The organism is Dietzia timorensis (assembly GCF_001659785.1).
Taxonomy (GTDB): domain Bacteria; phylum Actinomycetota; class Actinomycetes; order Mycobacteriales; family Mycobacteriaceae; genus Dietzia; species Dietzia timorensis.
The window spans coordinates 1,871,304-1,894,404 of the sequence record NZ_CP015961.1 but is presented as its reverse complement, the minus strand read 5'-3'; the positions used below and the strand labels follow the sequence as shown (position 1 = coordinate 1,894,404).

Genomic DNA, 23,101 nt, shown 5'->3' with positions numbered 1-23,101 from the left:
TCACGCGCCTCCGCAGTCATTTATGGGTTGTGTCGGTCCTGCGCTAGAACGAGAAGGCCTCGGCGGCGGGGGAGGCATCCATGTCCTGCCACGACAGCCCGAACGCATGGGCCGCAGTGGCGGCGACATCCCGGGTGGTCACCGGACGGTCGATGACCTGACCTCGACGCACCGAGGCGTGCCCCCCTGTGATGAAGAACGGTATCGGCAGGGTGACCTCGTGGCCGTGATTGCCCGGGATCGGATTCGACACCGGGGTCGGGTCGGAGAAGCGCCACCCGTGGTTGCACGTCGCAACGAGATCTCCGCCGCGCTCGCCGAGGCGGAGCTCGTCCCCGGTGTAGACCTTGTTGACACCCGGGTGGGCGAGAACGACCTCACGAAGCCGTGCGATCGCTGCGTCCTTGCCCTCGGGGGCTCCAAGGTAGGCGAACGTGTCGGCGCCGCCGTTCTGCGCGATCCCGAAGCGGCCTCGCAGAGCCGGATCCCGATCGGTGAGCTCCTTGGCCGACACCAGATCGAACGGGGTGGACCAATCCATCGAGTGGTCGGCGAGCACGAGAATCGCGGTGCGATCCCACGAACCGTTTGCCCGCATGAACTGCTCGAGCTCCCACAGCTTGTGGTCGGTGTTGAACAGTGCCTGATTGCGGGCGAGGCGCCACGAGGTGCCGCTGAAATCCATGTGGCCGAATCGATCGATGTCACCGAGATTGACGAAGGTGAACCGCGGGCTGTGATCGTCGATCGTGACCTTGAGCGCTTCGATCGTGAAGTGGTCGAGGGCGTGATCGGTCACGGGCAGCAACGGCCCGGGCGTCCAGTGGACCGAGGCCTTGCCGTCGAGGATCGTGTAGAGGTAATCCTTGCTCACGACCGAGGCGGTGGTGAGGCCGCGCTCGTTACGAATGCGCTCGAGAACGGTCGGGTATGTGATGTCGTCCGAGCGGTCCATCGTGCGCTCGTCGCCCGCTCCGTGGTCCCAAATGCTGTTCGACGGAACCCCGTTGCGGTCCGGAAAGGTTCCCGTGACCATCGCGGTGTGGTTGGGGAGGGTCTCGGCGATCATGTGCGCCTTCGCGTTCGAATAACGCGTACCCTGAGAAGCCCAACGCCACAGCGTAGGTGTTTGTTCGGCGTTGAGTTCGTCTGGGCGCATGCCGTCGCACACGATGACCATGAGATCGAGATCCTCGGCAGGCAACGAGCCGGGCGCCGCGAATGCCTTCGGAGCGGACGACCCGGCAAATTGCACCAGGCCGAGCGAGGCGAGGGCGGCACCTCCCAGACCCAGCGCCGTGCGCCTGTTCACCTCGTTCGGTGAGGCGGAGGCCCGCTGGGCGCGCGCCTGACGGTCGTGGTCGCAATCATGAAGGTCGCACATTGAGTGAGTCGAATCCTGTCTCGTAGGGACATAGGCCGATAGAAATCCAAGCTCAACGTGCGAGAGTTCTCAATGGAATGAGCAATTGTTTAGTCAGATGTTCACCTAGTACCCCTCGATTCGGTGAAAAGGAGCGGCGCCGTCGCAGAGTGCGAGATGTCGTCGGGCGGCGCAAACGATTAGCGTGGAGCGAAGCAGTCCTACTTTCCGGAGGTGGAGATGAGTACCCCGCGCGGCGCCGATTCCGCCGATTCCGTCGGACTCTTCGCCGTCGACGAATCCGGAGCGAGCAACGCAGGGGCACCTGAACCGGCGCCTCGGGCGCGTGCCGGTGTGGCATCGGCCGCCGATCCGGTGGATCCGGGCGCGCCGCTCGCTGTGCGGATGCGGCCGCGCACGCTGGACGAGGTACTCGGTCAGTCCCATCTCCTCTCTGATAATTCCCCGCTGCGCCGCCTGGTCGAGGGGCGCGGGGCCAGCTCGCTCATCCTTTTCGGTCCTCCGGGAACCGGCAAGACCACGCTCGCCTCGCTCGTCGCCGCGGATTCCGACCGTCATTTCGTCTCGCTCAGCGCACTCAGCGCCGGCGTCAAGGATGTGCGTGCCGTCATCGATTCCGCTCGCACCCGGCTCGCGCACGGGACGCGCACCGTACTGTTCATCGACGAGGTCCACCGCTTTTCGAAATCGCAGCAGGACGCCCTTCTCGCGGCAGTGGAGAACGGCATCGTCCTCCTCGTGGCAGCGACGACGGAGAATCCGCACTTCTCGATCATCTCGCCTCTGCTGTCGCGTTCTCTGATCGCCGAATTGCAGTCTCTGGGTGAGGACGCGATCTCCGACGTCATCCTCAGGGCGTTGTCCGACGAGCGCGGATTGGGCGGCCGGCTGGGTCTCGACGAGGATGCGCGCGACGACATCGTGAGGCTCGCCGGGGGAGACGCTCGTCGCTCGCTCACCATCCTCGAAGCCGCGGCAGGGGCGGCTCGGGGGGAGTCCATCACGGCCGAGGACGTGGAGACGAGCCTCGATGCGGCGCCGGTGCGTTACGACCGCGATGGCGACCAGCACTACGACGTGACCAGTGCGTTCATCAAGTCGATTCGCGGTTCGGATGTTGACGCCGCGCTGCACTATCTCGCGCGGATGCTGGTCGCGGGGGAAGATCCGCGGTTCGTCGCACGGCGGCTCATGGTGCACGCCTCCGAGGACATCGGGATGGCCGACCCGACAGCGTTGCAGGCGGCGACAGCGGCGTCGCACGTCGTGGAAAAGGTTGGCATGCCCGAGTGCCGGATTGCGCTCGCGCAGGCGACGATTCACCTCGCGACGGCGCCGAAATCGAACGGCGTGATCAAGGCGATCAACGAGGCGATGGGCGATGTGCAGGCCGGGCGCATCGGCCAGGTGCCGAAGGTGCTGCGCGACGGCCACTACAAGGGCGCGAAGGGCCTTGGGCACGGTGTCGGCTACAAATATCCGCACGACTACGCACCGGGAGTCGTCGGGCAGCAGTACCCACCGGACGAGCTACTCGGTCGCGACTACTACACACCCACCGAACACGGTCACGAACGGGAACTTTCGACCCGCGTGGCAAAGCTTCGGGCGATCGTTCGCAAGTTCCGCAAGTGAGCTCGGGCGAGCGCCCGATGCCGGACGGCGGTTCTCGCAGGTTCCCACTGTAGGATTTAGCCGCAGCACGCACCACACGTTCAGCATGCGGGGAAGGTTAGGCAGCACAGTGCAGACCCATGAGATTCGTCGTCGCTTCATCGAGCACTTCACGAAGAACGGACATACCGAGGTCCCGAGCGCGTCGCTGCTGTTGGATGACCCGAACCTGCTGTTCGTCAACGCCGGCATGGTGCCTTTCAAGCCGTACTTCCTCGGCGCGCAGACCCCGCCCTTCGACACGGCGGTGTCGATCCAGAAGTGCGTGAGAACCCTCGATATCGACGAGGTCGGGATCACGACCCGCCACAACACGTTCTTCCAGATGGCCGGCAACTTCTCGTTCGGTGATTACTTCAAGGAAGGCGCGATCACCAACGCGTGGTCGCTGCTCACGGACTCCGTCGACGACGGAGGCTTCGGCATCGACCCCGATCGCCTTTGGGTCACCGTCTACCTCACCGACGACGAGGCGGCGGATATCTGGCGCGATAAGGTCGGCATCCCGGCCGAGCGGATCCAGCGCCGAGGAATGGCCGATAACTACTGGTCCATGGGTGTTCCCGGTCCCTGCGGCCCGTGCTCGGAAATCTTCTACGACCGCGGACCCGAATACGGCGCCCCGGGCGGGCCCGAGGCCGACGAGGACCGCTACATCGAGATCTGGAACCTCGTGTTCATGGAGAACGAGCGTGGCGAGGGCTCGGGCAAGGACTCTTTCGAGATCCTCGGTCCGCTGCCGAAGAAGAATATCGATACCGGCATGGGCATCGAACGCGTCGCATTCCTCCTGCAAGGAGTGGAGAACGTCTACGAAACCGATCTTCTTCGCCCCGTAATCGAGACCGCGGAAAAGCTCACCGGCGCCGTGTACGGCCGAACCCACGAAGACGACGTCCGCTTCCGCGTTATCGCCGACCACACCCGCACCGGCTACATGCTCATCGCCGACGGCGTGACGCCGGGCAACGAGGGCCGCGGGTACATTCTCCGCCGCCTGTTGCGCCGCATCGTCCGCTCGGCCCGGCTGCTCGGCGCGGAAGGCGAGACCATGGCCGAGTTCATGGCGGTGGTCCGTGACTCGATCGGTCCGTCCTTCCCCGAGACCGTCGACATGTTCGACCGGATCGCCAAGGTCGCCGTGGCCGAGGAGACCGCATTCCTCAAGACCCTCGAGTCGGGTACAGCGCTTTTCGAGCGGACCGCCGAGTCCACCAAATCCGCCGGCCGGAAGATGCTGAGCGGCAGCGAGGCGTTCACCCTGCACGACACTCACGGGTTCCCGCTCGACCTGACCCTCGAGATGGCCGCCGAGGCGGGTCTGGAGGTCGATGAGGCCGGGTTCCGCGAGCTCATGGCCGAGCAGAAGGCACGCGCCAAGGCAGACTCCAAGTCGAAGAAGCACGCTCACGCCGACCTCAGCGTCTATCGCCCGTTCCTCGATCTCGGTGACACCCGTTTCCTCGGCTACGACGAGCTCACCGGCGAGGGGGAGGTCGTCGGCCTGGTGCGCGACGGCGAAGCGGTCAACGAGGTCGCCGAAGGCGATTCGGTGGAGATCATTCTCGACCGCACCCCGTTCTATGCGGAGGCCGGCGGTCAGCTCGGCGACCGCGGACTCATCACCACGGACTCGGGCGCCCGCGTCGAGGTCGGCGACGTCCAGAAGATCGGCAAGCGGTTGTGGGTTCACCGCGCAACCGTCACCAGCGGGGGCCTCGAACTCGGCCAATCCGCCGCCGCCGAGGTCAATCCCCTGTGGCGCAAGGGCGCCAATCAGGCTCACTCTGGAACCCACATGGTCCACGCGGCACTGCGTCAGATCCTCGGGGATGACGCCGTGCAGGCGGGATCGCTCAACCGTCCGGGCTACCTGCGATTCGACTTCTCCTCGACGGACGCCGTCCCCTCGGACGTGCTCGCCCAGATCGAGGAGCTGACAAACTCCGCCATCGACGCCGACCACGAGGTCAACACCATCGAAACCTCGCTGAAGAAGGCGAAGAACATGGGCGCCATGGCTTTGTTCGGCGAAAACTACGGCGACGAGGTTCGCGTCGTCGAAATCGGCGGACCGTTCTCGATCGAGCTCTGCGGCGGCACCCACGTCTCCTCGAGCGCCCAGATCGGGCCCGTGGTGTTCCTCGGGGAGTCCTCGGTCGGTTCCGGTGTGCGGCGCGTCGAGGCCTACGTCGGAATGGACGCGTTCCGGCACCAGGCACGCGAGCGCGCGGTGTTGTCGGGTCTGGCTACCGCGCTCAAGGCGCCGGCCGATCAGGTCCAGGACCGCGTCGATTCGCTGTCCGACAGGCTCAAGAACGCCGAAAAGGAGATCAACTCACTGCGCTCGGCTCAGTTGGCCGCCAACGCCGGACAGCTTGTCGACAAGGCAGAACGGGTCGGGGAACTCTTGCTGGTTTCAGAGACGGTTCCCGAGGGCACCTCGGCCGGCGACCTGCGACAGCTTGCGCAGGACCTCAAGGGCCGCCTGGGGTCGGAGCCGGGCGTCGTCTTCCTCACCGCGAAGGACGGCGACAAGGTGCCATTCGTTCTCGGCGTGACCAAGGCCGCGCAGGACACGGGGCTCAAGGCCGGCGACCTCGTCAAGGCGATCGCCGAGCCTCTCGGCGGCCGCGGCGGCGGCAAGCCCGACATGGCACAGGGCGCCGGCACGAACCCGGACGGCATCGGCGCGGCGACCAGCCGGCTGCGTTCGGCTCTACAGGGGTAGCGGCCGGTGGCATTGAGCAGAGGCCGACGTCTCGGCATCGATGTGGGCCTTGCCCGTATCGGAATCGCCGCCTCGGATCCGGACAGCATTCTCGCCACTCCGGTGGAGACACTCCACGTGAGCGACGGGCCCGAGAACGAGGCGGCGCAGTGGGGCAAGGAGATCGCCCGGGTGCTCGAGCTCGCGCACGAATACGACGCGGTCGCCGTGGTCGTGGGCATACCGGCAAGCCTTGCAGGGCGGCACACGCAGTCCACCGAGATGGCGAGGTCTTTCTGCGAGCAGCTGGAGACGCTTCTGCCCGAAGGGATTGAGCTGTTCACCTCCGATGAGCGCTTGAGCACTGTTCAGGCGACCGGGCAACTGCGCTCGGCGGGCAAGAATGCGAAAAAGCAGCGTTCGATTATCGACCAGGCCGCTGCCGTGGCCATTTTGCAAAGCTGGATAGATTCGCAGCGCGCCGCACCGGACGCACTGCCCTGAGAGCAACACAGGTTAAACTCCCAGAAGAATTTTCATCCGAGTTTCGCTGACACGTTAGGGACCCGATGTCTAAGTCAAACGGAGCAGCCCGTACCGCAGGGCCGATTCGCGCGCTGTTGATCGCCGCGTTGATCGGCGTACTTCTGGCGGCCGCATTGCTGGTCTACCGGAGCGGCAACAGCGGGAGCTCCGCGGCGGATTACGACGGACAAGGCGAGGGCACGGTGATGCTCCGCGTCTCGGAGGGCGAATCCCTGGGCGAGGTCGGCGAAGAACTCGAAAACCTCAACGTCGTCAAGTCGGCGCAGGCTTTCAATGAGGCGGCAAACCTCAACACGGCGCTAGGCGGACTTCAGCCGGGCTATTACCAGCTGCGCGAGGAGATGAAGGGCTCGGTCGCCGCGGCATTGCTCGCCGACCCGAATTCCCGTGTCGGCTGGTTGCAGGTTCCGGCCGGTTCTCGGCTCAAGGACACCACCGTCGTCGGTGGACCCGGTGCCCAGGGAATCTACACACTCATGTCCGAGGCTTCCTGTCTCCGGGCCGAAGATGCCAACGAGGCGCCCCAGTGCAAGAGCGCGGAGGAATTCCGACAGGTCGCGGAAACCGCGGACCCTGCGGCGCTCGGTGTACCCGAGTGGGCGATCAACGAGGTCTCCAACGCGCCCGACCCGTCCCGCCGCCTCGAGGGCCTGCTGTCCTCGGGCAACCACGACTTCGACCCGACGGGTTCGGCGGAGGAGATCTGGCGTGAGCTCATCGATTCTTCCACCGCACAATACGAGGAATCCGGCCTCGTGCAGTCGGCCGCGAACATCAACATCACCCCGTACGAATTGGTGACGGCGGCCTCGCTCATCCAGCACGAGGCCGGTGCCGCCGACTACGGCAAGGTCGCCACCGTCATCCTCAACCGCCTGGCCGAGCCCATGCGCCTGCAGTTCGACTCGACGGTCAACTACACCCAGGACGACCAGGAAGTCGCGACGACCGATGACGCCCGCGGCGAAGAGAACCCATGGAATACCTACGCCAAGGACGGACTGCCGTACGGTCCGATCGCGAGCCCTTCCATGGAAGCGATCAGCGCGATGGAGAACCCCGAGCCCGGGCCCTGGCTCTATTTCGTCACCGTCAACGTCGACGGCACCACTGAATTCACCGAGGATTACAACCAGCACCTTGCCAATCAGCAGGCCGCGGTAGACTCGGGCGTGCTGTCCAGCGGTCGCTGATCGCATGGCGGATTCCACAGCTGCGAAAGCGGCAGTGCTGGGAGACCCCGTCGCCCATTCGCTCTCACCGATCCTGCATACCGCAGGGTATGAGGCGTTGAGCCTTGCCGCCTGGAGCTACGAGGCGATTCGTTGCCCCGAAGGTGCGCTCGCCGGCATCGTCGGTTCGGCCGAGGATGAATACCGCGGATTCTCGGTCACCATGCCCGGCAAGCCCGAGGCGCTCGCGTTCGCCGACGAGGTCACCGAACGCGCACGGCTCGTCGACTCCGCCAACACTCTCGTCCGCACCGGCGCCGGCTGGCTCGCGGATTGCACCGACATCGACGGCGCGTTCGCGGCACTATCGGCTCACGAAGATCTACCGCCGAGCCCGACTATCGTTCTACTGGGGGCCGGAGGCACCGCGCGGCCGTTCATCGCGGCAATCGCACGAATTCCGGGCGCGTCGATCATCATCGCGACGAGGCGCCCCACCGCCGGCGGAGCGCTGGAGTGCGCGGCACGGTTCGGCGTCGAGGCGAGGGACGTTCGCCTCACCGATCCCGAACTCCCGGCTCTCATCGAATCCACAGACCTCGTCGTCAACACGATTCCCGAAACGGGAGCCCTGGAACTCACCGAACTCGTCCGTCCCGCCGCGCGGCTCGTCGACGCGCTCTACCACCCGTGGCCCACCCCGTTGGGAGCCGCAGTACTCGCCGGAGGCGGAAAGGTCGTCGGCGGCGACACGATGCTGCTCGGACAAGCGCTCGGACAGTTCGAGTTGTTCACCGAAGAAGCTGCACCTGCCGAAGCAATGCGGCTGGCTTTGCGGAACGCCCTAGAGGAGCGTTCTAGCAGGTAGCGCCCCCACCATTTTCCGTCAGCGCTATATCCTCGCCACGTGCACATCGACGGCGCGGCCCTTGCAACCTTTACGTTCGTTGTCCCGTGGGCACTGCTCGTTACCCTCGTCGATCTTCGGCACCGAAGGATTCCGGTGCGGCTCCAGCTCGCGGGCATTGCCGTATCGGCGATCGCGGTGGGAGCGCATGCCGTTGGTGATGTTCCGGGGCCTTCGGTGCTTGTATTCGCAGCCTGCGGGGCGCTCGCCCTCGCCGCACTCTATTTCACGTTGCGATTGCTCGCCCCGCATCACCTCGGGGGCGGAGACCTTCGCATCGCCCCGGCCGTCGGCGCGCTCGGCGGAATCGGGGAAGTCGACGGCATCGTTGTCGTGGGCATCGGACCGTTCGCCATCACAGCGGTGATCGGTATCGTTCTCCTCGCGGGGAGGGGCCCACGTTATGTTGCGCACGGGCCGTCCATGGTGGGCTGCGCGGTTCTGGCGACAGCGCTCGGCGGATAGAAATCGACCCAACTACCCGAATCGCCCTCGTACGGGGGTTCGTGGGATACTTGACCCCGTGCTCAAGTGGACTACTGCAGGAGAATCGCACGGCCAGTCACTGGTGGCCATGGTCGAAGGCATGGTCGCCGGCGTCGGCATCGTGCGCGAAGATATCGCTACCCAACTCGGCCGTCGCAAGCTCGGCTATGGGCGCGGCGCCCGGATGAAGTTCGAGCAGGACGCGTTGCGTCTGCTCACCGGTATTCGCCACGGCAAGACGATCGGCTCGCCCATCGCCATCGAGATCGGCAATACCGAGTGGCCCAAGTGGGAGCAGATCATGTCCGCCGATCCGATCGATCCCGCGGAGATCTCCGATCAGGCACGTGCGGCAAAGCTCACTCGACCACGCCCTGGGCACGCCGACTACGCCGGAATGCTCAAGTACGACTTCGACGACGCCCGCATGGTCCTCGAACGCGCGAGCGCGCGCGAGACCGCATCTCGCGTCGTCTGCGGCACGATCGCGCGGAACTTCCTGCGTGAATTGTTCGGCACGGAGGTCATCTCCCACGTCATCTCCATCGGCGAGTCCGCGCCCTACGAGGGACCGACTCCCGAACCTTCCGATCTCGCCGCGATCGACGACAGCCCCGTACGCGCCTTCGGCTCGGAGGCCGAGACGGACATGATCTCCCGAATCGAGGCCGCGAAGAAGGCCGGCGACACCCTGGGCGGCGTCGTCGAGGTCATCGTCGATGCCCTACCAATCGGCCTGGGATCGCACATCTCGGGCCCCGAGCGCCTCGATTCTCAGCTCGCCGGCGAGCTCATGGGAATTCAGGCCATCAAGGGCGTCGAGGTCGGCGACGGCTTCACCACCGCCCGCCGCCGCGGCTCCCAGGCACACGATGAGATCTACGTCGATGATTCAGGGGTGACGCGCTCGACAAACCGTGCCGGTGGTCTCGAAGGTGGAATGACCAACGGACAACAACTGCGGGTACGCGCAGCGATGAAGCCGATTTCGACGGTGCCGCGCGCGTTGTCGACGGTGGACATGTCCGATGGGTCGAAGGCGTCGGCGATCCACCAGCGCTCCGATGTATGCGCGGTTCCCGCGGCCGGTGTCGTGGCCGAGGCCGCGGTGGCCTGCGTTGTTGCCCGCGCCGTGCTCGCGAAGTTCGGAGGCGATTCGATCGCCGAGACCCGCCGTAACTTCGAGGCATACCGGGAGCGCGTGTCCGAGCGCCTCGCATTCGGCGAAGAGTAGTGGGCAGAAACCTCCACGCCATGTCCTCACCACGTTCGATTGCGAGACGCGACGGCTCGCGGTGGCCGGAACCGTACGTCGTCATCGGAATGCCGGGCTCCGGCAAGACGACCGTCGGCAAGCGGCTCGCCAAGACCCTCGGCGTACCTTTCGCGGACACCGACCATCTCATCGAGGTCGACCAGCACAGCTCAATCCCGGAAATTTTCTCCTCGCGGGGAGAGGGCTATTTCCGCGATACCGAAGAGCGCATCGTCGCCGAGACCCTCGCTTCGGCCACAGGCGTCGTGTCCCTCGGAGGGGGCGCGATCATGCGGGAGGCAACCCGCACACGGCTCCACGATTTCACCGTCGTCCATCTGACGATCGGTGTTGCCGAGGGTTCGCGCCGCAGCGGAGGCGGGAATCGGCCTCTGCTCGCGGGTTCCGACGTGCTCGCCCGGTATCAGCAGCTCCACACCGACAGGGCGCCCCTCTACAAAGAGGTCTCGACCATCTCCGTTTCAACCGAACGACGCAGCACTGGCAAAGTGGTGAGAGAGCTCGTCGAGTTCCTCGACCCGGTGTTGGCGACGGAACTCGCAGAAGAATCGAATGACGACAAACACACATGAGGAGTAGGCGTTGACAGAGCGCGCAGATGAACCGGTACAGGTTCGAGTCGAATCCGCCCATCCTTATACCGTGACCATCGGCCGGGGACTGCTGCCGGAGATCATCAAGGCCTGCGGGGCATCGCATCGCGTCGCAATCATCTATCAGCCACCGCTCGCCGAAACCGCCGAGGGTCTCCGAGAGGCTCTCGAAGAGTCCGGATACGAAGCCCATCGCCTCGAGATCCCAGACGCGGAGAATGGCAAGGATCTCACGGTCGCCGGCTACTGCTGGGACGTTCTCGGACAGATCGGGCTTGGCCGCCGGGACACCGTCATCGGCCTGGGCGGCGGTGCAGCCACCGACCTCGCCGGGTTCGTCGCGGCGACGTGGATGCGCGGAGTCAACGTCGTACAGGTACCGACCACTCTGCTCGGCATGGTCGACGCCGCTGTCGGCGGTAAGACCGGGATCAACACCGATGCAGGCAAGAACCTCGTCGGTGTCTTCCACGAGCCCACCGCCGTGCTCGTCGACACCGCGACGCTGGCCACGGTCCCTCCCAACGAGATCGTCTCGGGCATGGCAGAGGTGATCAAGTGCGGCTTCATCGCGGACCCCGAGATCCTCGACATCATTGAGCGTGATCCCAAGGCTGCGCTCGACCCGGAGGGCGAGACAATGGTCGAGCTCATCCGTCGCAGCGTGCAGGTGAAGGCCGACGTCGTCGGTAAGGATCTCAAGGAGTCGGATCTGCGCGAGATCCTCAATTACGGACACACCCTCGGACACGCCATCGAGCGGCGCGAGAGCTACCGCTGGCGACACGGCGCGGCCGTCGCCGTCGGGATGTGCTTCGTGGCGGAACTGTCCAGGCTCGCGGGCCGTCTCGACGACGCGACCGCGGACCGCCACGCGGCGGTCCTCAAGCTCGTCGGGCTTCCCACCGGCTACGACGAGGGCGCATTCTCGCGCCTGCTCGAGTTGATGCAGGGCGATAAGAAGAACCACTCCGGCATGCTGCGCTTCGTCGTTATCGACGGCCTCGCCAAGCCGAGCCGCCTCGAAGGCCCGGATCCCACCCTCATGGCGGCGGCCTATTCCGCGATCAGCGAGGGGCACACCACCAGTGGGGGAGGAATCTTCCTATGAGCACCGCGACTCCCGACTTCGCCGCCCGCCGCGCGCGTGTCCTCGAGCACCTCGCCAAAGATTCCGACGGTGAGAACTTCGACGGCCTGCTCATCACCGACCTGAACAACGTCCGGTACCTCACGGGTTTCAGCGGCTCCGCCGGCACTGCGTTCCTCGCCACCGACGGGCAAACCTTCTTCGCCACGGACAGCCGCTACGCCGAGCAGGTCAAGACCGAGCTCGATCCGGGCGTCGAGGTGGAAATTACCAGCAACTACGCGGGAAGCGTCGTCTCCGCGGCGCTCGGCACCCGCGGTGGTCTCGTCGGCATCGACGATGCGAACCTCACCGTCGCCCAACTCGCCGGATTACGCGACGAGTTCGCAGCGCTCGCCCACGGCATCGAATTCCATTCCGCCGGGGGCCACGTCGAGCAGGCACGGCGCATCAAGGATGACGTCGAGGTCGAGATCATCGCTCGGGCATGCACGGTCGCCGACGAGGCGTGGACCGCACTGGTCGAGGCAGGCCAGATCACGGCGGGACGCACGGAGCGCCAGGTTGCCGCCGATCTCGAGTGGCACATGCGACAGGCAGGCTCGGACGGCGTTTCCTTCGATACCATCGTCGGATCCGGCCCCAACGGCGCGCTCCCGCACTATCACGCCGGCGACCGCGAGCTCGCTTCCGGCGACTTGGTGGTCGTGGACTTCGGCGCATACGTGTTCGGATACGCCTCGGACTGCACGCGCACGGTGGGGATCGGCACGCTCGGCGACTGGCAAAGAGAGATCTACGAGGTCACCCTCGCCGCACAGAGGGCCGGCACGTCCGCCGTCATCGACGGCACTACCTGCAAGGACGCAGACTCGGCGGCGCGTGAGGTGATTTCCGACGCGGGCTTCGGCGAGTACTTCGGGCATTCGCTCGGTCATGGCGTTGGCCTGGACGTTCATGAATCGCCTGGGTTATCTCAGTCCAGCAGCAGTACACTATTGCGCGGCGACGTGGTGACCGTCGAGCCGGGCATCTACCTTCCCGGTCGCGGCGGCGTGCGTATCGAGGACACCATGGTGGTGACAGACGGTGCGCCGCGCGTACTGACCACCACCTCGAAGGAACTGCTCGAGCTGTAGCGGCCGCGAGCACATGAACTAGACAACAGCAGACACAATTGGCAAGAGCTAGGAGAGACATATGGCGTCAACCGCCGATTTCAAGAACGGGCTCGTTCTCAAGGAGGACAACGAACTCTGGCAGATCGTCGAGTTCCAGCACGTCAAGCCGGGCAAGGGCCCCGCATTCGTAAGGACGAAGCAGAAGAACGTCGTCTCCGGCAAGACCATCGACAAGACCTACAACGCGGGCGTCAAGGTCGAGACGGCCACCGTCGATCGCCGTGACATGCAATACCTGTACCGCGATGGCGAGGACTACGTGCTCATGGATTCGGAGACGTTCGATCAGCTCAACGTCACCCCGACCGTGATGGGCGACGGCGCCCGCTTCCTCCTCGAGAACGAGACCGTGCAGGTGTCCATGCACGAGGGCCTGCCGCTATTCGCCGAGATGCCGGTCGCGGTGAACCTCGTGGTCGAGCAGACCGACCCGGGCCTGCAGGGCGACCGCTCCACCGGCGGCACCAAGCCGGCCACTCTCGAGACCGGCGCCGAGGTACAGGTCCCGCTGTTCATCAACACGGGCGACAAGCTGCGCATCGACACGCGTGACGGCAGCTACCTGAGCCGGGTGAACGACTAAGAATGGCCGAGCCCGCACACGGCCCTTCGGCCGACCCCTATCGCCGCCGGGGCACACGTTTCCGTTCCCGGCGGCGCGCGGCATCGCTGCTGTTCGAGGCGGAAATGCGTTCCGTCAATGCGACCGAGCTCGCCCAGGAGCGGCAGGAGCTCGGCGCGCTCAACGCCGAGATCGGTGAGGTCTCGCCGTTCGCGCGGTCCATCGTCGAGGGCGTCGACGAGCACCGCTCCACGATCGACGACGCGATCTCCGACCACCTCGATGGATGGGTACTCGACCGCATCCCCGCGGTGGACCGCGCGATCCTTCGTGTCGGCGCCTGGGAACTGCTGTACGGCCCCGCCGAGACGCCGCGAGCCACGATCATCGATCAGGCGGTACTTCTGACGGCGGACATCGCAGCAGAAAAGTCGATGGCCTACGTCAACGCCGTGCTTGACCAGATCGCCGGGTTGGCCGACCACATCAAGGCCGCCGAGGCCGCCGTCGCCGCGATGGACGAGTCCGGCGCGGAGCACTCCGATGCCCACTCGGACAACGTCGATTCTCCGATGTCGGACGGGGACGGCGACACACCGACGTCGGACGCCTGATAATCTCGTAATTGCTGGTTCGCCAGCGTCGACTTCAACCGCATCAATTCCTTTAACAAGCCGTCCCGTGAGGCGGACAAGGAGGTGAGGCCGGTGAATGGTGACGTGGAACTGATGTCCGCGCAGGACCTCTCACGCACGATTTCCAGGCTTGCTCATCAGATCATCGAGCGCACGGAGCTCAGCCCCGACACGGATTCGCTGCCCGTGTTGCTCGGCATTCCCACGCGCGGCGAACCACTCGCGCGCAGGCTCGCGCAGCGCATAGCCGATTTCTCCGGGGCCAATCCGCCCGTCGGCGTTCTCGATATCACCCTGTATCGCGACGACATCCATTCTCGCCCGCTGCGTGCCGCCGGTAGGACGACCATGCCGAAGACGGGTATCGATGCTCGCACGGTGATCCTCGTCGACGACGTCCTCTATTCGGGCCGCACGGTCCGCGCCGCGCTCGACGCGCTTCGCGACGTCGGCAGGCCAGACAGGGTTCAGCTTGCAGTGCTTGTCGACCGCGGCCACCGCGAACTTCCCATCCGCGCCGACTATGTCGGCAAGAACGTCCCCACCGCGCGCCACGAGGACGTGTCGGTGACGCTCGAAGAGACCGACGGCGCCGACGCCGTTCTGCTCGATCGCGGCAGCGCCGAGGCGGAAGGGGAGTCCAAGTGAGGAACCTGCTTTCCGCCGCGGACCTGAACGCCGACGAGATCCACGCCCTCCTCGACGAGGCCGGCGAACTCAAGGATTCGCTGCTAGGCCGAGAGGTACGCAAACTTCCCACGCTGCGCGGCCGAACCATCATGACGATGTTCTACGAGAACTCCACGCGCACCCGCGTCTCCTTCGAGACAGCCGGGAAATGGCTGTCGGCCGACGTCATCAACGTATCGGCGTCCACGTCCTCGGTATCGAAGGGCGAGTCGCTCCGCGATACCGCGCTCACTCTATCCTCCATCGGCGCGGACATGCTCATCGTCCGCCATCCCGCGTCCGGGGCCGCGCAGCAGCTCGCCGGCTGGATGGCCGCCGAGGGCACACGCACGACCATCGTCAACGCGGGCGATGGGATGCACGAACACCCGACCCAGGCACTGCTCGACGCGATGACGATCCGCGAGAAGCTCGGCGGGTTCGCCGGGCGCAAGGTCGTCATCGTCGGCGACATTCTGCATTCGCGCGTGGCCCGATCGAACGCGATCCTCCTCGACACCCTCGGCGCCGAGGTCGTGCTCGTCGCGCCGCGCACGCTGCAGCCGGTCGGGGTCGACACGTGGCCGGTGCGGATGAGCGACGACCTAGACGCCGAGCTCGTCGACGCCGACGCGATCATGATGCTGCGCGTGCAGGGCGAACGCATGAACGGCGGGTTCTTTCCCTCGCCCCGCGAATACGCCGTGCGCTACGGTCTGTCCGCGGCGCGAGCGGCTCGGCTTCCCTCGCATGCGGCCGTGCTACACCCCGGTCCGATGGTGCGGGGAATGGAGATCGGTTTCTCGGTTGCCGACGCCCCGTCGTCAGCCGTGCTCGACCAAGTGACCAACGGTATCCACCTACGCATGGCGGTACTTCTGCGCTCGCTGGTCCACTCGGAAGGAAACGCGTAAGTGACTCAACAGAACGCAGACAATAATTCGCTCCTGCTCAAGGGGGTCCGCCTCTACGGCGAGGGCGACGCGGTCGATGTGCGCATCGACGCGGGTGTGATCACCGAGATCGGTCCGGGCCTCGCCGCGGAGGACGCCACCGTCGTCGATCGCAGTGGGCAGGTCGCGCTCCCGGGCTTTGTCGACATGCATACCCACCTGCGCGAGCCCGGCCGGGAGGATACCGAGACCATCGAGTCCGGCTCCCGCGCCGCGGCGAGCGGCGGCTACACGGCCGTCTTCGCGATGGCGAACACGCAGCCGGTCGCCGACAACCAGACGATCACCGATTCGGTGTACCGCATCGGCCGGGATGTCGGGTTGTGCGATGTGCATCCGGTCGGCGCGGTCACCGTCGGGCTCGAAGGCGCCCAGCTCGCCGAAATGGGGCAGATGGCGGCCGGAGAGGGGAAGGTGAAGATCTTCTCCGACGACGGCAAATGCGTGCACGAGCCCATGATCATGCGGCGCGCTCTCGAGTACTCGGCCTCGCTCGGTGTTCTCATCGCCCAGCATGCCGAGGAGCCGCGGCTTACCGTCGGCGCGGTCGCGCACGAGGGCCCGAATGCGGCTCGGCTCGGCCTCGCCGGGTGGCCTCGTGCTGCCGAGGAATCCATCGTCGCGCGCGACGCGCTGCTGGCGCGTGACGCCGGAGCGCGAGTGCACATCTGCCACGCCTCGACGGCGGGGACCGTGGAACTACTCAAATGGGCAAAGGCGCAGGGAGTCGACATCACTGCAGAAGTGACGCCGCACCACCTCATCCTCGATGACTCGAAACTCGACACCTACGACGGCGTCTTTCGCGTCAATCCGCCTCTGCGCGAATCCAGCGACGCGGAAGCACTGCGCCGGGCGCTCAAGGACGGAGTGGTCGACTGCGTCGCCACTGATCACGCTCCCCACGCCAGCCAGGAGAAATGCTGCGAGTTCGCACAGGCGCGCCCCGGAATGCTCGGGCTCGAGACGGCGCTGCCCATCGTGGCGCAGCTTTTCGTCGAATCCGGCGAGTGCGACTGGCGATGGGTCAGCCGAGTCATGAGCGAGCGCCCGGCACAGATCGCCGGACTCGCCGATCAGGGCAGGCCCCTCGAGGTGGGCGAACCCGCCAACATCGCCGTCATCGACGATAAGCGCGAATGGACCGTGACACCGGACGGTCTGCAGAGCCTCTCGGAAAACACCCCGTACGCGGGAATGACCTTCCAGGCCGCGGTGTCGACGACGATCCTCCGCGGCAAGGTCACTCATCAGCGCGAGAACGAAGGGGAGCAGAACCGATGACCCAGAACACCTGGACCGCGATCATCGCGGCCATCATCGTCGTCATCGCGGCGCTGCTCATGTGGAAGGGCTGGACCAAGCGGAAGAAGGCGCAGGCCGGCGTGCTCGGCACGCTTCCCACCGTGCCGGCCGCCCTCGGCGAACCGACGCTTGAACCGCTCAGCGGTGTGTACGTGGGTTCGACGACCGCCGGGCACTGGCAGGACCGTGTCGTGCAGGAACCGCTGGGATTCCGCAGCGCGGGCGACCTCATCGCCTACCCGGAAGGCATCCTGCTCAACCTTGACGGCGGGCAGATCTGGATCCCCGACGCGGACCTACGCGCTGTTCGCACCGATTCGCGCATCGCGAACAAGGTCGTGCCCGGCAAGGGAATCCTCGTATTCACCTGGACCGCGGAAGGCAACGGTGATCCCATCGACATCGACACCGGCTTCCGCGCGGATGATAAAGACAATTACTCGGCTTGGACGGCATTGAAGGAGAGCAAATGAGCAGCCTCACGCAGGCACCGGGCGGTGGCTTGATCCCCGATCCGGCCGTATTGGTACTCGAAGACGGCAGCATTCATCGCGGCTTCACCTACGGCGCGCAGGGCGAAACGCTCGGCGAGGCGGTGTTCACCACCGGCATGTCCGGTTACCAGGAGACGCTGACGGACCCCTCGTACTGCAGGCAGATCGTCGTCGCGACGGCCCCGCAAATCGGTAACACCGGTTGGAACTCCGAGGACGGCGAATCACGCGTCGATGGCGCCACCGATTCGTCAGGCAAGGTGTGGGTTTCGGGCTTCGTGATCCGCGACAGCTCCCGCCGGGCATCTAATTGGCGCTCGGAGCGCACCCTCGAATCGGAGCTCGCCGAGCAGGGCATCGTCGGTATCAGCAGCGTGGATACCCGCGCCATCGTGCGCCGACTCCGCGACCACGGTTCGATGAAGGCAGGGATCTTCTCCGGCGAAGCGCTCACCGGCAATGACACCGAGGCGCTGCTGGAGAAGGTCCGCGGCCAGGAATCGATGGCCGGCGCAAACCTCTCCGCCGAGGTGTCGACGACCTCGGCCTATGTGGTCGCCCCGAAGGAGTCGAAGCTTCGCGTTGCGGCGCTGGACCTCGGCATCAAGTCGAACACGCCCCGCATGCTCGCGCAGCGCGGCATCGAGGTTCACGTGCTGCCGCACGATGCCACCCTCGACGACATCAAGGCGATCAATCCCGACGGCGTGTTCTTGTCCAACGGCCCGGGCGACCCGGCCACGGCGGACGCAGCGGTCGAGCTCACCGCGAAGGTGCTGGGGGAGAAGATCCCGTTCTTCGGCATCTGCTTCGGCAACCAGATCCTCGGCCGCGCGCTCGGCCTCGACACCTACAAGATGCAGTTCGGACACCGCGGCATCAACGTTCCGGTCAAGGAACTCGCGACCGGAAAGGTCGCCATCACCTCGCAGAATCATGGCTTCGCGCTCAAGTCGCCCGAGGGCGGCGAGTGGGATTCGCCGTTCGGTAAGGCGAAGGTCACCCACGTGTGCGCGAACGACGACGTCGTCGAGGGCGTCGCGCTCGCCGACGGCAGCGCCTTCTCGGTGCAGTACCACCCGGAGGCCGCGGCGGGACCGCACGACGCCTCCGACCTGTTCGACAAGTTCTTCGATCTCATGTCCGGCCGCAAGGGTGCGACCGGAACCGGAAAGGCGGCCCAGTAAATGCCACGTCGTGAAGACATCAAGCACGTCCTGGTCATCGGCTCCGGGCCGATCGTCATCGGACAGGCATGCGAGTTCGACTACTCCGGCACCCAGGCCTGCCGCGTGCTACGCGAAGAGGGAATCCGCGTCACGCTGGTCAACTCGAACCCGGCGACGATCATGACCGACCCCGAGTTCGCCGACCACACCTACATCGAACCGATCACGCCCGAGTTCATCGACAAGGTCTTCGCCAAGGAGGCCGAGGAGGGCACGCCAGTAGACGCTGTTCTCGCGACACTCGGCGGCCAGACGGCGCTCAATGCAGCAATGCAGCTCGATGCCAAGGGGATTCTCGCCAAGCACGGCGTCGAACTCATCGGCGCGGATATTCCCGCGATCAATCGCGGCGAGGACCGCCAGACGTTCAAGGACATCGTCGCCAAGGTCGGAGGCGAATCCGCCCGTTCGCGCGTGTGCTACACGATGGACGAGGTCTACGATTCGGTTGCCGAACTCGGACTGCCCGTCGTTGTCCGGCCTTCGTTCACGATGGGCGGGCTCGGATCCGGCCTCGCGTACACCAATGATGACCTCGAACGGATCGCCGGCGGCGGTCTCGCCGCGTCGCCGACGGCCAACGTGCTCATCGAGGAGTCGATCCTCGGCTGGAAGGAGTACGAGCTCGAGCTCATGCGTGACGGCAAGGACAACGTCGTCATCGTCTGCTCCATCGAGAATGTCGATGCACTCGGCGTCCACACCGGCGATTCGGTGACCGTAGCCCCGTCGATGACCCTCACCGACCGCGAGTACCAGCGCATGCGTGACGTCGGAATCGACATTCTGCGGGAGGTCGGCGTCGCCACGGGTGGCTGCAACATCCAGTTCGCCATCAATCCCACCGACGGCCGCCTCGTCGTCATCGAGATGAACCCTCGCGTGTCCCGCTCGTCGGCCCTGGCGTCCAAGGCGACCGGCTTCCCGATCGCCAAGATCGCCGCGAAGCTCGCCGTGGGCTACACGCTCGACGAGATCGACAACGACATCACCGGAGAGACTCCCGCGTGCTTCGAGCCAACTCTCGACTACGTCGTGGTCAAGGCCCCGCGCTTCGCGTTCGAGAAGTTCCCCGGTGCGGACGACACACTCACCACCACCATGAAGTCCGTCGGCGAAGCCATGTCCATCGGACGTAACTTCCGCGAGGCGCTCGGCAAGGTTCTCCGCTCGCTGGAGACCAAGCCATCCGGCTTCTGGACGCTCGACGACGAGCGGGTGGCGCCGGGCCGCTCCACCGATGTCGCCGCCGTGCTCGACGACCTTCGGACGCCGACTGAGGGACGCATCTACGACTGCGAGCTCGCTCTCCGTCTCGGAGCGAGCGTCGAACAGGTTCACGAAGCGTCGGGGATCGATCCGTGGTTCCTCGAGGAAATCGCCTATCTCATCGAGCTGCGCGCGGCTCTGCTCGACGCCCCCGTTCTCGACGAGGACCTGCTGCGATTTGCCAAGCACAACGGGCTGTCCGACGCACAGATCGCCGCGCTGCGCCCGGAGTTCGCCGGCGCCGACGGGGTGCGCCAGCTTCGCCACCGTCTCGGTATCCGTCCCGTGTACAAGACCGTCGACACGTGCGCAGCCGAATTCGAGGCTAAAACGCCCTATCACTACTCGACCTACGAGCTCGACCCCGCCGCCGAAACCGAGGTCGAGGCGCAGACCGAGCGGCCGAAGGTCATCATTCTCGGCTCGGGCCCGAACCGCATCGGCCAGGGAATCGAGTTCGACTACTCGTGTGTTCACGCCGCGCAAACGCTGTCGGCCAAGGGATACGAGACGGTCATGGTCAACTGCAACCCGGAGACGGTATCCACCGACTATGACACCGCGGACCGCCTGTACTTCGAGCCGCTCACGCTCGAGGACGTGCTCGAGGTCTACTACGCGGAAACCGAGTCCGGAACTGTCGAGGGTGTGCTCGTGCAGCTCGGTGGCCAGACCCCGCTGGGGCTCGCCGCAGCGTTGCAGGAGGCGGGCGTGCCCATCCGCGGCACCCTTCCCGAGGCGATCGACCTCGCCGAGGACCGCCGCGAGTTCGGCGAGGTCCTCACCGGTGCCGGTCTCCCCGCCCCTGCATTCGGCACGGCGATCTCCTATAACGAGGCGAAGGACATCGCGGCGCGGATCGGCTACCCGGTCCTCGTCCGCCCGTCCTACGTTCTCGGAGGACGCGGCATGGAGATCGTGTTCGACGAGGCCTCGCTCGAGTCCTACATCGACCGGGCCACCGATCTGAGCCCGGACCACCCTGTACTCGTGGACCGCTTTCTCTCCGACGCCATCGAGATCGACGTCGACGCGCTCTACGACGGCACCGAGATGTACCTCGGCGGCGTGATGGAGCACATCGAGGAGGCCGGCATCCACTCCGGCGACTCGGCGTGCGCGCTCCCGCCGATCACCCTGGGACGCGAGGACATCGACCGCGTGCGCAAATCGACCGAGGCCCTCGCCAAGGGCATCGGGGTGCGCGGCCTGATGAACGTGCAGTACGCGCTCAAGGACGACATCCTCTACGTACTCGAGGCGAACCCTCGCGCCTCCCGAACGGTACCGTTCGTGTCCAAGGCCACGGGCGTGCAGATGGCCAAGGCGTGTTCGCGGATCATGATGGGCGAGTCGATCGCCGACCTCAAGGCCGACGGCACATTGCCACAGTCCAGCGACGGCGGCTCCATCTCCGTCGACGCGCCGGTCGCTGTGAAGGAGGCGGTGCTCCCGTTCAACCGCTTCCGCACGCCGTCAGGCCGGATTGTCGACTCGCTTCTGAGCCCGGAGATGAAGTCGACTGGCGAGGTCATGGGAATCGCCTCGGACTTCGCCATCGCCTTCGCCAAGGGCCAGCTCTCCGCCGAGGGCTCCCTTCCGTTGTCGGGCAGCGTCTTCGTCTCGGTCGCCAATACCGAGAAGCGGTCCGTGCTGTTCCCCGCGAAGCGGCTCGCCGACATCGGCTTCACCGTGCTCGCCACGGAGGGAACCGCGCTCATGTTGCGCCGCCACGGTATCGAGTGCACCGTCGTGACCAAACTGACCGAATCGGGTTCGGCACCCCTCGATGAGGACGGCAACCCGAAGCCCACGATCATCGACTACATCAACAACGACGAGGTCGACCTGGTCATCAACATCCCCGCCAACACCGGAGCCAACCGCGCAGACGGCCACGAGATCCGCTCTGCCGCCATCAGCCGCAAAGTCCCATGCATGACGACGGTGCAGGCGGTTACCGCGTGCGTGCAGGGCATCGAGGCCATGCAACGCGGTGAAGCGGGCGTGAGCCCACTCCAGGAGCTCCACTCGATCGGATCCGCCGACCGATGAGCGCCTCGACAACCGTAGAGCCCTACGGCAGGAGAGTACGGGACGCGGTCGCCACGCGCGGCTCGCTGTGCCTGGGGATCGACCCGCACCCGAACCTCCTCGCCCAGTGGGGTCTCGCCGATGACGCCGGGGGAGCGAGGGAGTTCTCTCTGCGCGTTCTCGAGGCGGCCGGGGATCTGGCGGCGTCCATCAAACCGCAGGTCGCTTTCTTCGAAGCCTACGGTTCGGCGGGAATGGCCGTTCTCGAGGAGGTATGTGAGCGCGCCCGCGACACGGGTGCACTCGTCATTGCCGACGCCAAGCGAGGCGACATCGGTTCCACGCTCGCGGCCTACGCGCGGGCGTGGCTCGGGGCGGACGCACCGTTCTATTGCGACGCGCTGACCTTGTCTCCGTACCTCGGTGTCGGTGCCCTCGCGCCAGCCTTCGACCTCGCCGCCGACACGGGCAAGGGGCTCTACATCCTCGCCGCCACGTCCAATCCGGAAGCCGTGAATCTGCAGAACGCAACTCTCACGAGCCCCTCAGAAAGAGGGGGAGAGAGCACGGTGGCACAGGCGGTTGCGGACGAGGTGCGGCAACAGAATCTGGCGGTGCGCGGAGGCTCCGACCCTTCGTTTGGACTGGTACTCGGAGCGACGGTCAAAAACCCCCCGCAAGTGGGTTCGGAACACGGTCCGCTGCTGGTCCCGGGCTTCGGAGCACAGGGAGGCACGCCGTCGGACGTGCGGCGTGTATGCGGGTCGAATCTGGACGCCGCGATGATCAACGTCTCCCGCAGCGTTTTGAGCGAGGGGCCGGATGTGGAGAAGTTGAGAGCCGCCACGTCCGGCGTCATAAAAGAACTTTCCCAGTTGGGAAATTCCGACTAACCCGCGGCTTTCTCCTGGTAAATCTTGATTTGCCAGGTA

20 protein-coding genes are annotated in these 23,101 nt (G+C 65.7%); 19 read left to right on the top strand and 1 reads right to left on the bottom strand.

Features of this window, described 5'->3' with window-relative positions; all coding sequences use genetic code 11:
- Positions 1-43 precede the first annotated feature (43 nt).
- Positions 44-1,384, bottom strand: a complete 1,341-nt coding sequence (locus BJL86_RS08645) for an alkaline phosphatase family protein (RefSeq protein WP_082908274.1) — start codon at positions 1,382-1,384, stop codon at positions 44-46.
- A 219-nt stretch (positions 1,385-1,603) separates the two neighbouring features.
- Between BJL86_RS08645 and BJL86_RS08640 the strand changes: the two genes are divergently transcribed.
- The 19 genes from BJL86_RS08640 to pyrF all read left to right on the top strand — a co-directional run bounded on the left by BJL86_RS08640 (position 1,604) and on the right by pyrF (position 23,062).
- Positions 1,604-3,019 (top strand): replication-associated recombination protein A, encoded by a 1,416-nt coding sequence (locus BJL86_RS08640; RefSeq protein WP_067471330.1) that lies wholly within the window; start codon positions 1,604-1,606, stop codon positions 3,017-3,019.
- A gap of 109 nt (positions 3,020-3,128) precedes the next feature.
- Complete coding sequence (gene alaS, locus BJL86_RS08635) at positions 3,129-5,789, top strand: alanine--tRNA ligase (protein ID WP_067471009.1); 2,661 nt, start codon at positions 3,129-3,131, stop codon at positions 5,787-5,789.
- Positions 5,790-5,795: 6 nt separating this feature from the next.
- Complete coding sequence (gene ruvX / locus BJL86_RS08630; RefSeq protein ID WP_067471011.1) at positions 5,796-6,272, top strand: Holliday junction resolvase RuvX; 477 nt, start codon at positions 5,796-5,798, stop codon at positions 6,270-6,272.
- A 65-nt stretch (positions 6,273-6,337) separates the two neighbouring features.
- Positions 6,338-7,507 (top strand): endolytic transglycosylase MltG, encoded by a 1,170-nt coding sequence (locus BJL86_RS08625; protein WP_067471013.1) that lies wholly within the window; start codon positions 6,338-6,340, stop codon positions 7,505-7,507.
- Positions 7,508-7,511: 4 nt separating this feature from the next.
- Positions 7,512-8,354, top strand: coding sequence for a shikimate dehydrogenase (locus BJL86_RS08620; protein WP_067471015.1), 843 nt, complete (start codon positions 7,512-7,514; stop codon positions 8,352-8,354).
- 39 nt (positions 8,355-8,393) lie between these two features.
- Positions 8,394-8,858 carry a prepilin peptidase gene (locus BJL86_RS08615; protein ID WP_082908275.1) on the top strand — a complete coding sequence of 155 codons (465 nt, stop codon included), beginning with the start codon at positions 8,394-8,396 and terminating at the stop codon, positions 8,856-8,858.
- A 46-nt stretch (positions 8,859-8,904) separates the two neighbouring features.
- Positions 8,905-10,113: a chorismate synthase gene (gene aroC, locus BJL86_RS08610; protein ID WP_067471334.1), complete on the top strand. Its 1,209-nt coding sequence runs from the start codon at positions 8,905-8,907 to the stop codon at positions 10,111-10,113.
- A 20-nt stretch (positions 10,114-10,133) separates the two neighbouring features.
- Positions 10,134-10,727 carry a shikimate kinase gene (locus tag BJL86_RS08605; protein ID WP_067471017.1) on the top strand — a complete coding sequence of 198 codons (594 nt, stop codon included), beginning with the start codon at positions 10,134-10,136 and terminating at the stop codon, positions 10,725-10,727.
- Positions 10,728-10,737: 10 nt separating this feature from the next.
- Positions 10,738-11,859, top strand: a complete 1,122-nt coding sequence (gene aroB, locus BJL86_RS08600) for a 3-dehydroquinate synthase (protein WP_067471019.1) — start codon at positions 10,738-10,740, stop codon at positions 11,857-11,859.
- The gene (locus tag BJL86_RS08595) at positions 11,856-12,977 is read left to right on the top strand and encodes a M24 family metallopeptidase (RefSeq protein WP_067471022.1); all 1,122 of its coding nucleotides are present in this window, start codon (positions 11,856-11,858) and stop codon (positions 12,975-12,977) included. Before aroB ends, BJL86_RS08595 begins: the two co-directional genes overlap by 4 nt.
- 61 nt (positions 12,978-13,038) lie before the next feature.
- Positions 13,039-13,602, top strand: coding sequence for an elongation factor P (gene efp / locus BJL86_RS08590; RefSeq protein ID WP_067471024.1), 564 nt, complete (start codon positions 13,039-13,041; stop codon positions 13,600-13,602).
- A gap of 2 nt (positions 13,603-13,604) precedes the next feature.
- Positions 13,605-14,195, top strand: coding sequence for a transcription antitermination factor NusB (nusB, locus tag BJL86_RS08585; protein ID WP_067471026.1), 591 nt, complete (start codon positions 13,605-13,607; stop codon positions 14,193-14,195).
- 84 nt (positions 14,196-14,279) lie between these two features.
- Entirely contained in the window at positions 14,280-14,864 is a 585-nt protein-coding gene (gene pyrR, locus BJL86_RS08580) for a bifunctional pyr operon transcriptional regulator/uracil phosphoribosyltransferase PyrR (RefSeq protein ID WP_462675113.1), read from the top strand.
- Positions 14,861-15,799: an aspartate carbamoyltransferase catalytic subunit gene (locus tag BJL86_RS08575; RefSeq protein ID WP_067471028.1), complete on the top strand. Its 939-nt coding sequence runs from the start codon at positions 14,861-14,863 to the stop codon at positions 15,797-15,799. The genes pyrR and BJL86_RS08575 overlap by 4 nt, the downstream gene beginning before the upstream one ends.
- On the top strand, positions 15,800-17,122 hold the full coding sequence (locus BJL86_RS08570) for a dihydroorotase (protein ID WP_067471030.1): 1,323 nt from the start codon (positions 15,800-15,802) through the stop codon (positions 17,120-17,122).
- Positions 17,119-17,616 (top strand): PH-like domain-containing protein, encoded by a 498-nt coding sequence (locus tag BJL86_RS08565; RefSeq protein WP_067471032.1) that lies wholly within the window; start codon positions 17,119-17,121, stop codon positions 17,614-17,616. Before BJL86_RS08570 ends, BJL86_RS08565 begins: the two co-directional genes overlap by 4 nt.
- Positions 17,613-18,824, top strand: coding sequence for a glutamine-hydrolyzing carbamoyl-phosphate synthase small subunit (gene carA / locus BJL86_RS08560; RefSeq protein ID WP_067471034.1), 1,212 nt, complete (start codon positions 17,613-17,615; stop codon positions 18,822-18,824). Before BJL86_RS08565 ends, carA begins: the two co-directional genes overlap by 4 nt.
- Positions 18,825-22,190, top strand: a complete 3,366-nt coding sequence (carB, locus tag BJL86_RS08555) for a carbamoyl-phosphate synthase large subunit (protein WP_067471036.1) — start codon at positions 18,825-18,827, stop codon at positions 22,188-22,190.
- Entirely contained in the window at positions 22,187-23,062 is an 876-nt protein-coding gene (gene pyrF / locus BJL86_RS08550) for an orotidine-5'-phosphate decarboxylase (RefSeq protein WP_067471038.1), read from the top strand. The genes carB and pyrF overlap by 4 nt, the downstream gene beginning before the upstream one ends.
- Positions 23,063-23,101 lie beyond the last annotated feature (39 nt).

Coding starts and splice junctions, on each gene's coding strand:
- BJL86_RS08565 (WP_067471032.1), top strand. CDS start 17,119: ATGACCCAGAACACCTGGACCGCGATCATCGCGGCCATCATCGTCGTC.
- BJL86_RS08620 (WP_067471015.1), top strand. CDS start 7,512: ATGGCGGATTCCACAGCTGCGAAAGCGGCAGTGCTGGGAGACCCCGTC.
- BJL86_RS08625 (WP_067471013.1), top strand. CDS start 6,338: ATGTCTAAGTCAAACGGAGCAGCCCGTACCGCAGGGCCGATTCGCGCG.
- BJL86_RS08645 (WP_082908274.1), bottom strand. CDS start 1,384: ATGTGCGACCTTCATGATTGCGACCACGACCGTCAGGCGCGCGCCCAG.
- efp (WP_067471024.1), top strand. CDS start 13,039: ATGGCGTCAACCGCCGATTTCAAGAACGGGCTCGTTCTCAAGGAGGAC.
- carA (WP_067471034.1), top strand. CDS start 17,613: ATGAGCAGCCTCACGCAGGCACCGGGCGGTGGCTTGATCCCCGATCCG.
- nusB (WP_067471026.1), top strand. CDS start 13,605: ATGGCCGAGCCCGCACACGGCCCTTCGGCCGACCCCTATCGCCGCCGG.
- BJL86_RS08605 (WP_067471017.1), top strand. CDS start 10,134: ATGTCCTCACCACGTTCGATTGCGAGACGCGACGGCTCGCGGTGGCCG.
- BJL86_RS08640 (WP_067471330.1), top strand. CDS start 1,604: ATGAGTACCCCGCGCGGCGCCGATTCCGCCGATTCCGTCGGACTCTTC.
- pyrF (WP_067471038.1), top strand. CDS start 22,187: ATGAGCGCCTCGACAACCGTAGAGCCCTACGGCAGGAGAGTACGGGAC.
- carB (WP_067471036.1), top strand. CDS start 18,825: ATGCCACGTCGTGAAGACATCAAGCACGTCCTGGTCATCGGCTCCGGG.
- BJL86_RS08595 (WP_067471022.1), top strand. CDS start 11,856: ATGAGCACCGCGACTCCCGACTTCGCCGCCCGCCGCGCGCGTGTCCTC.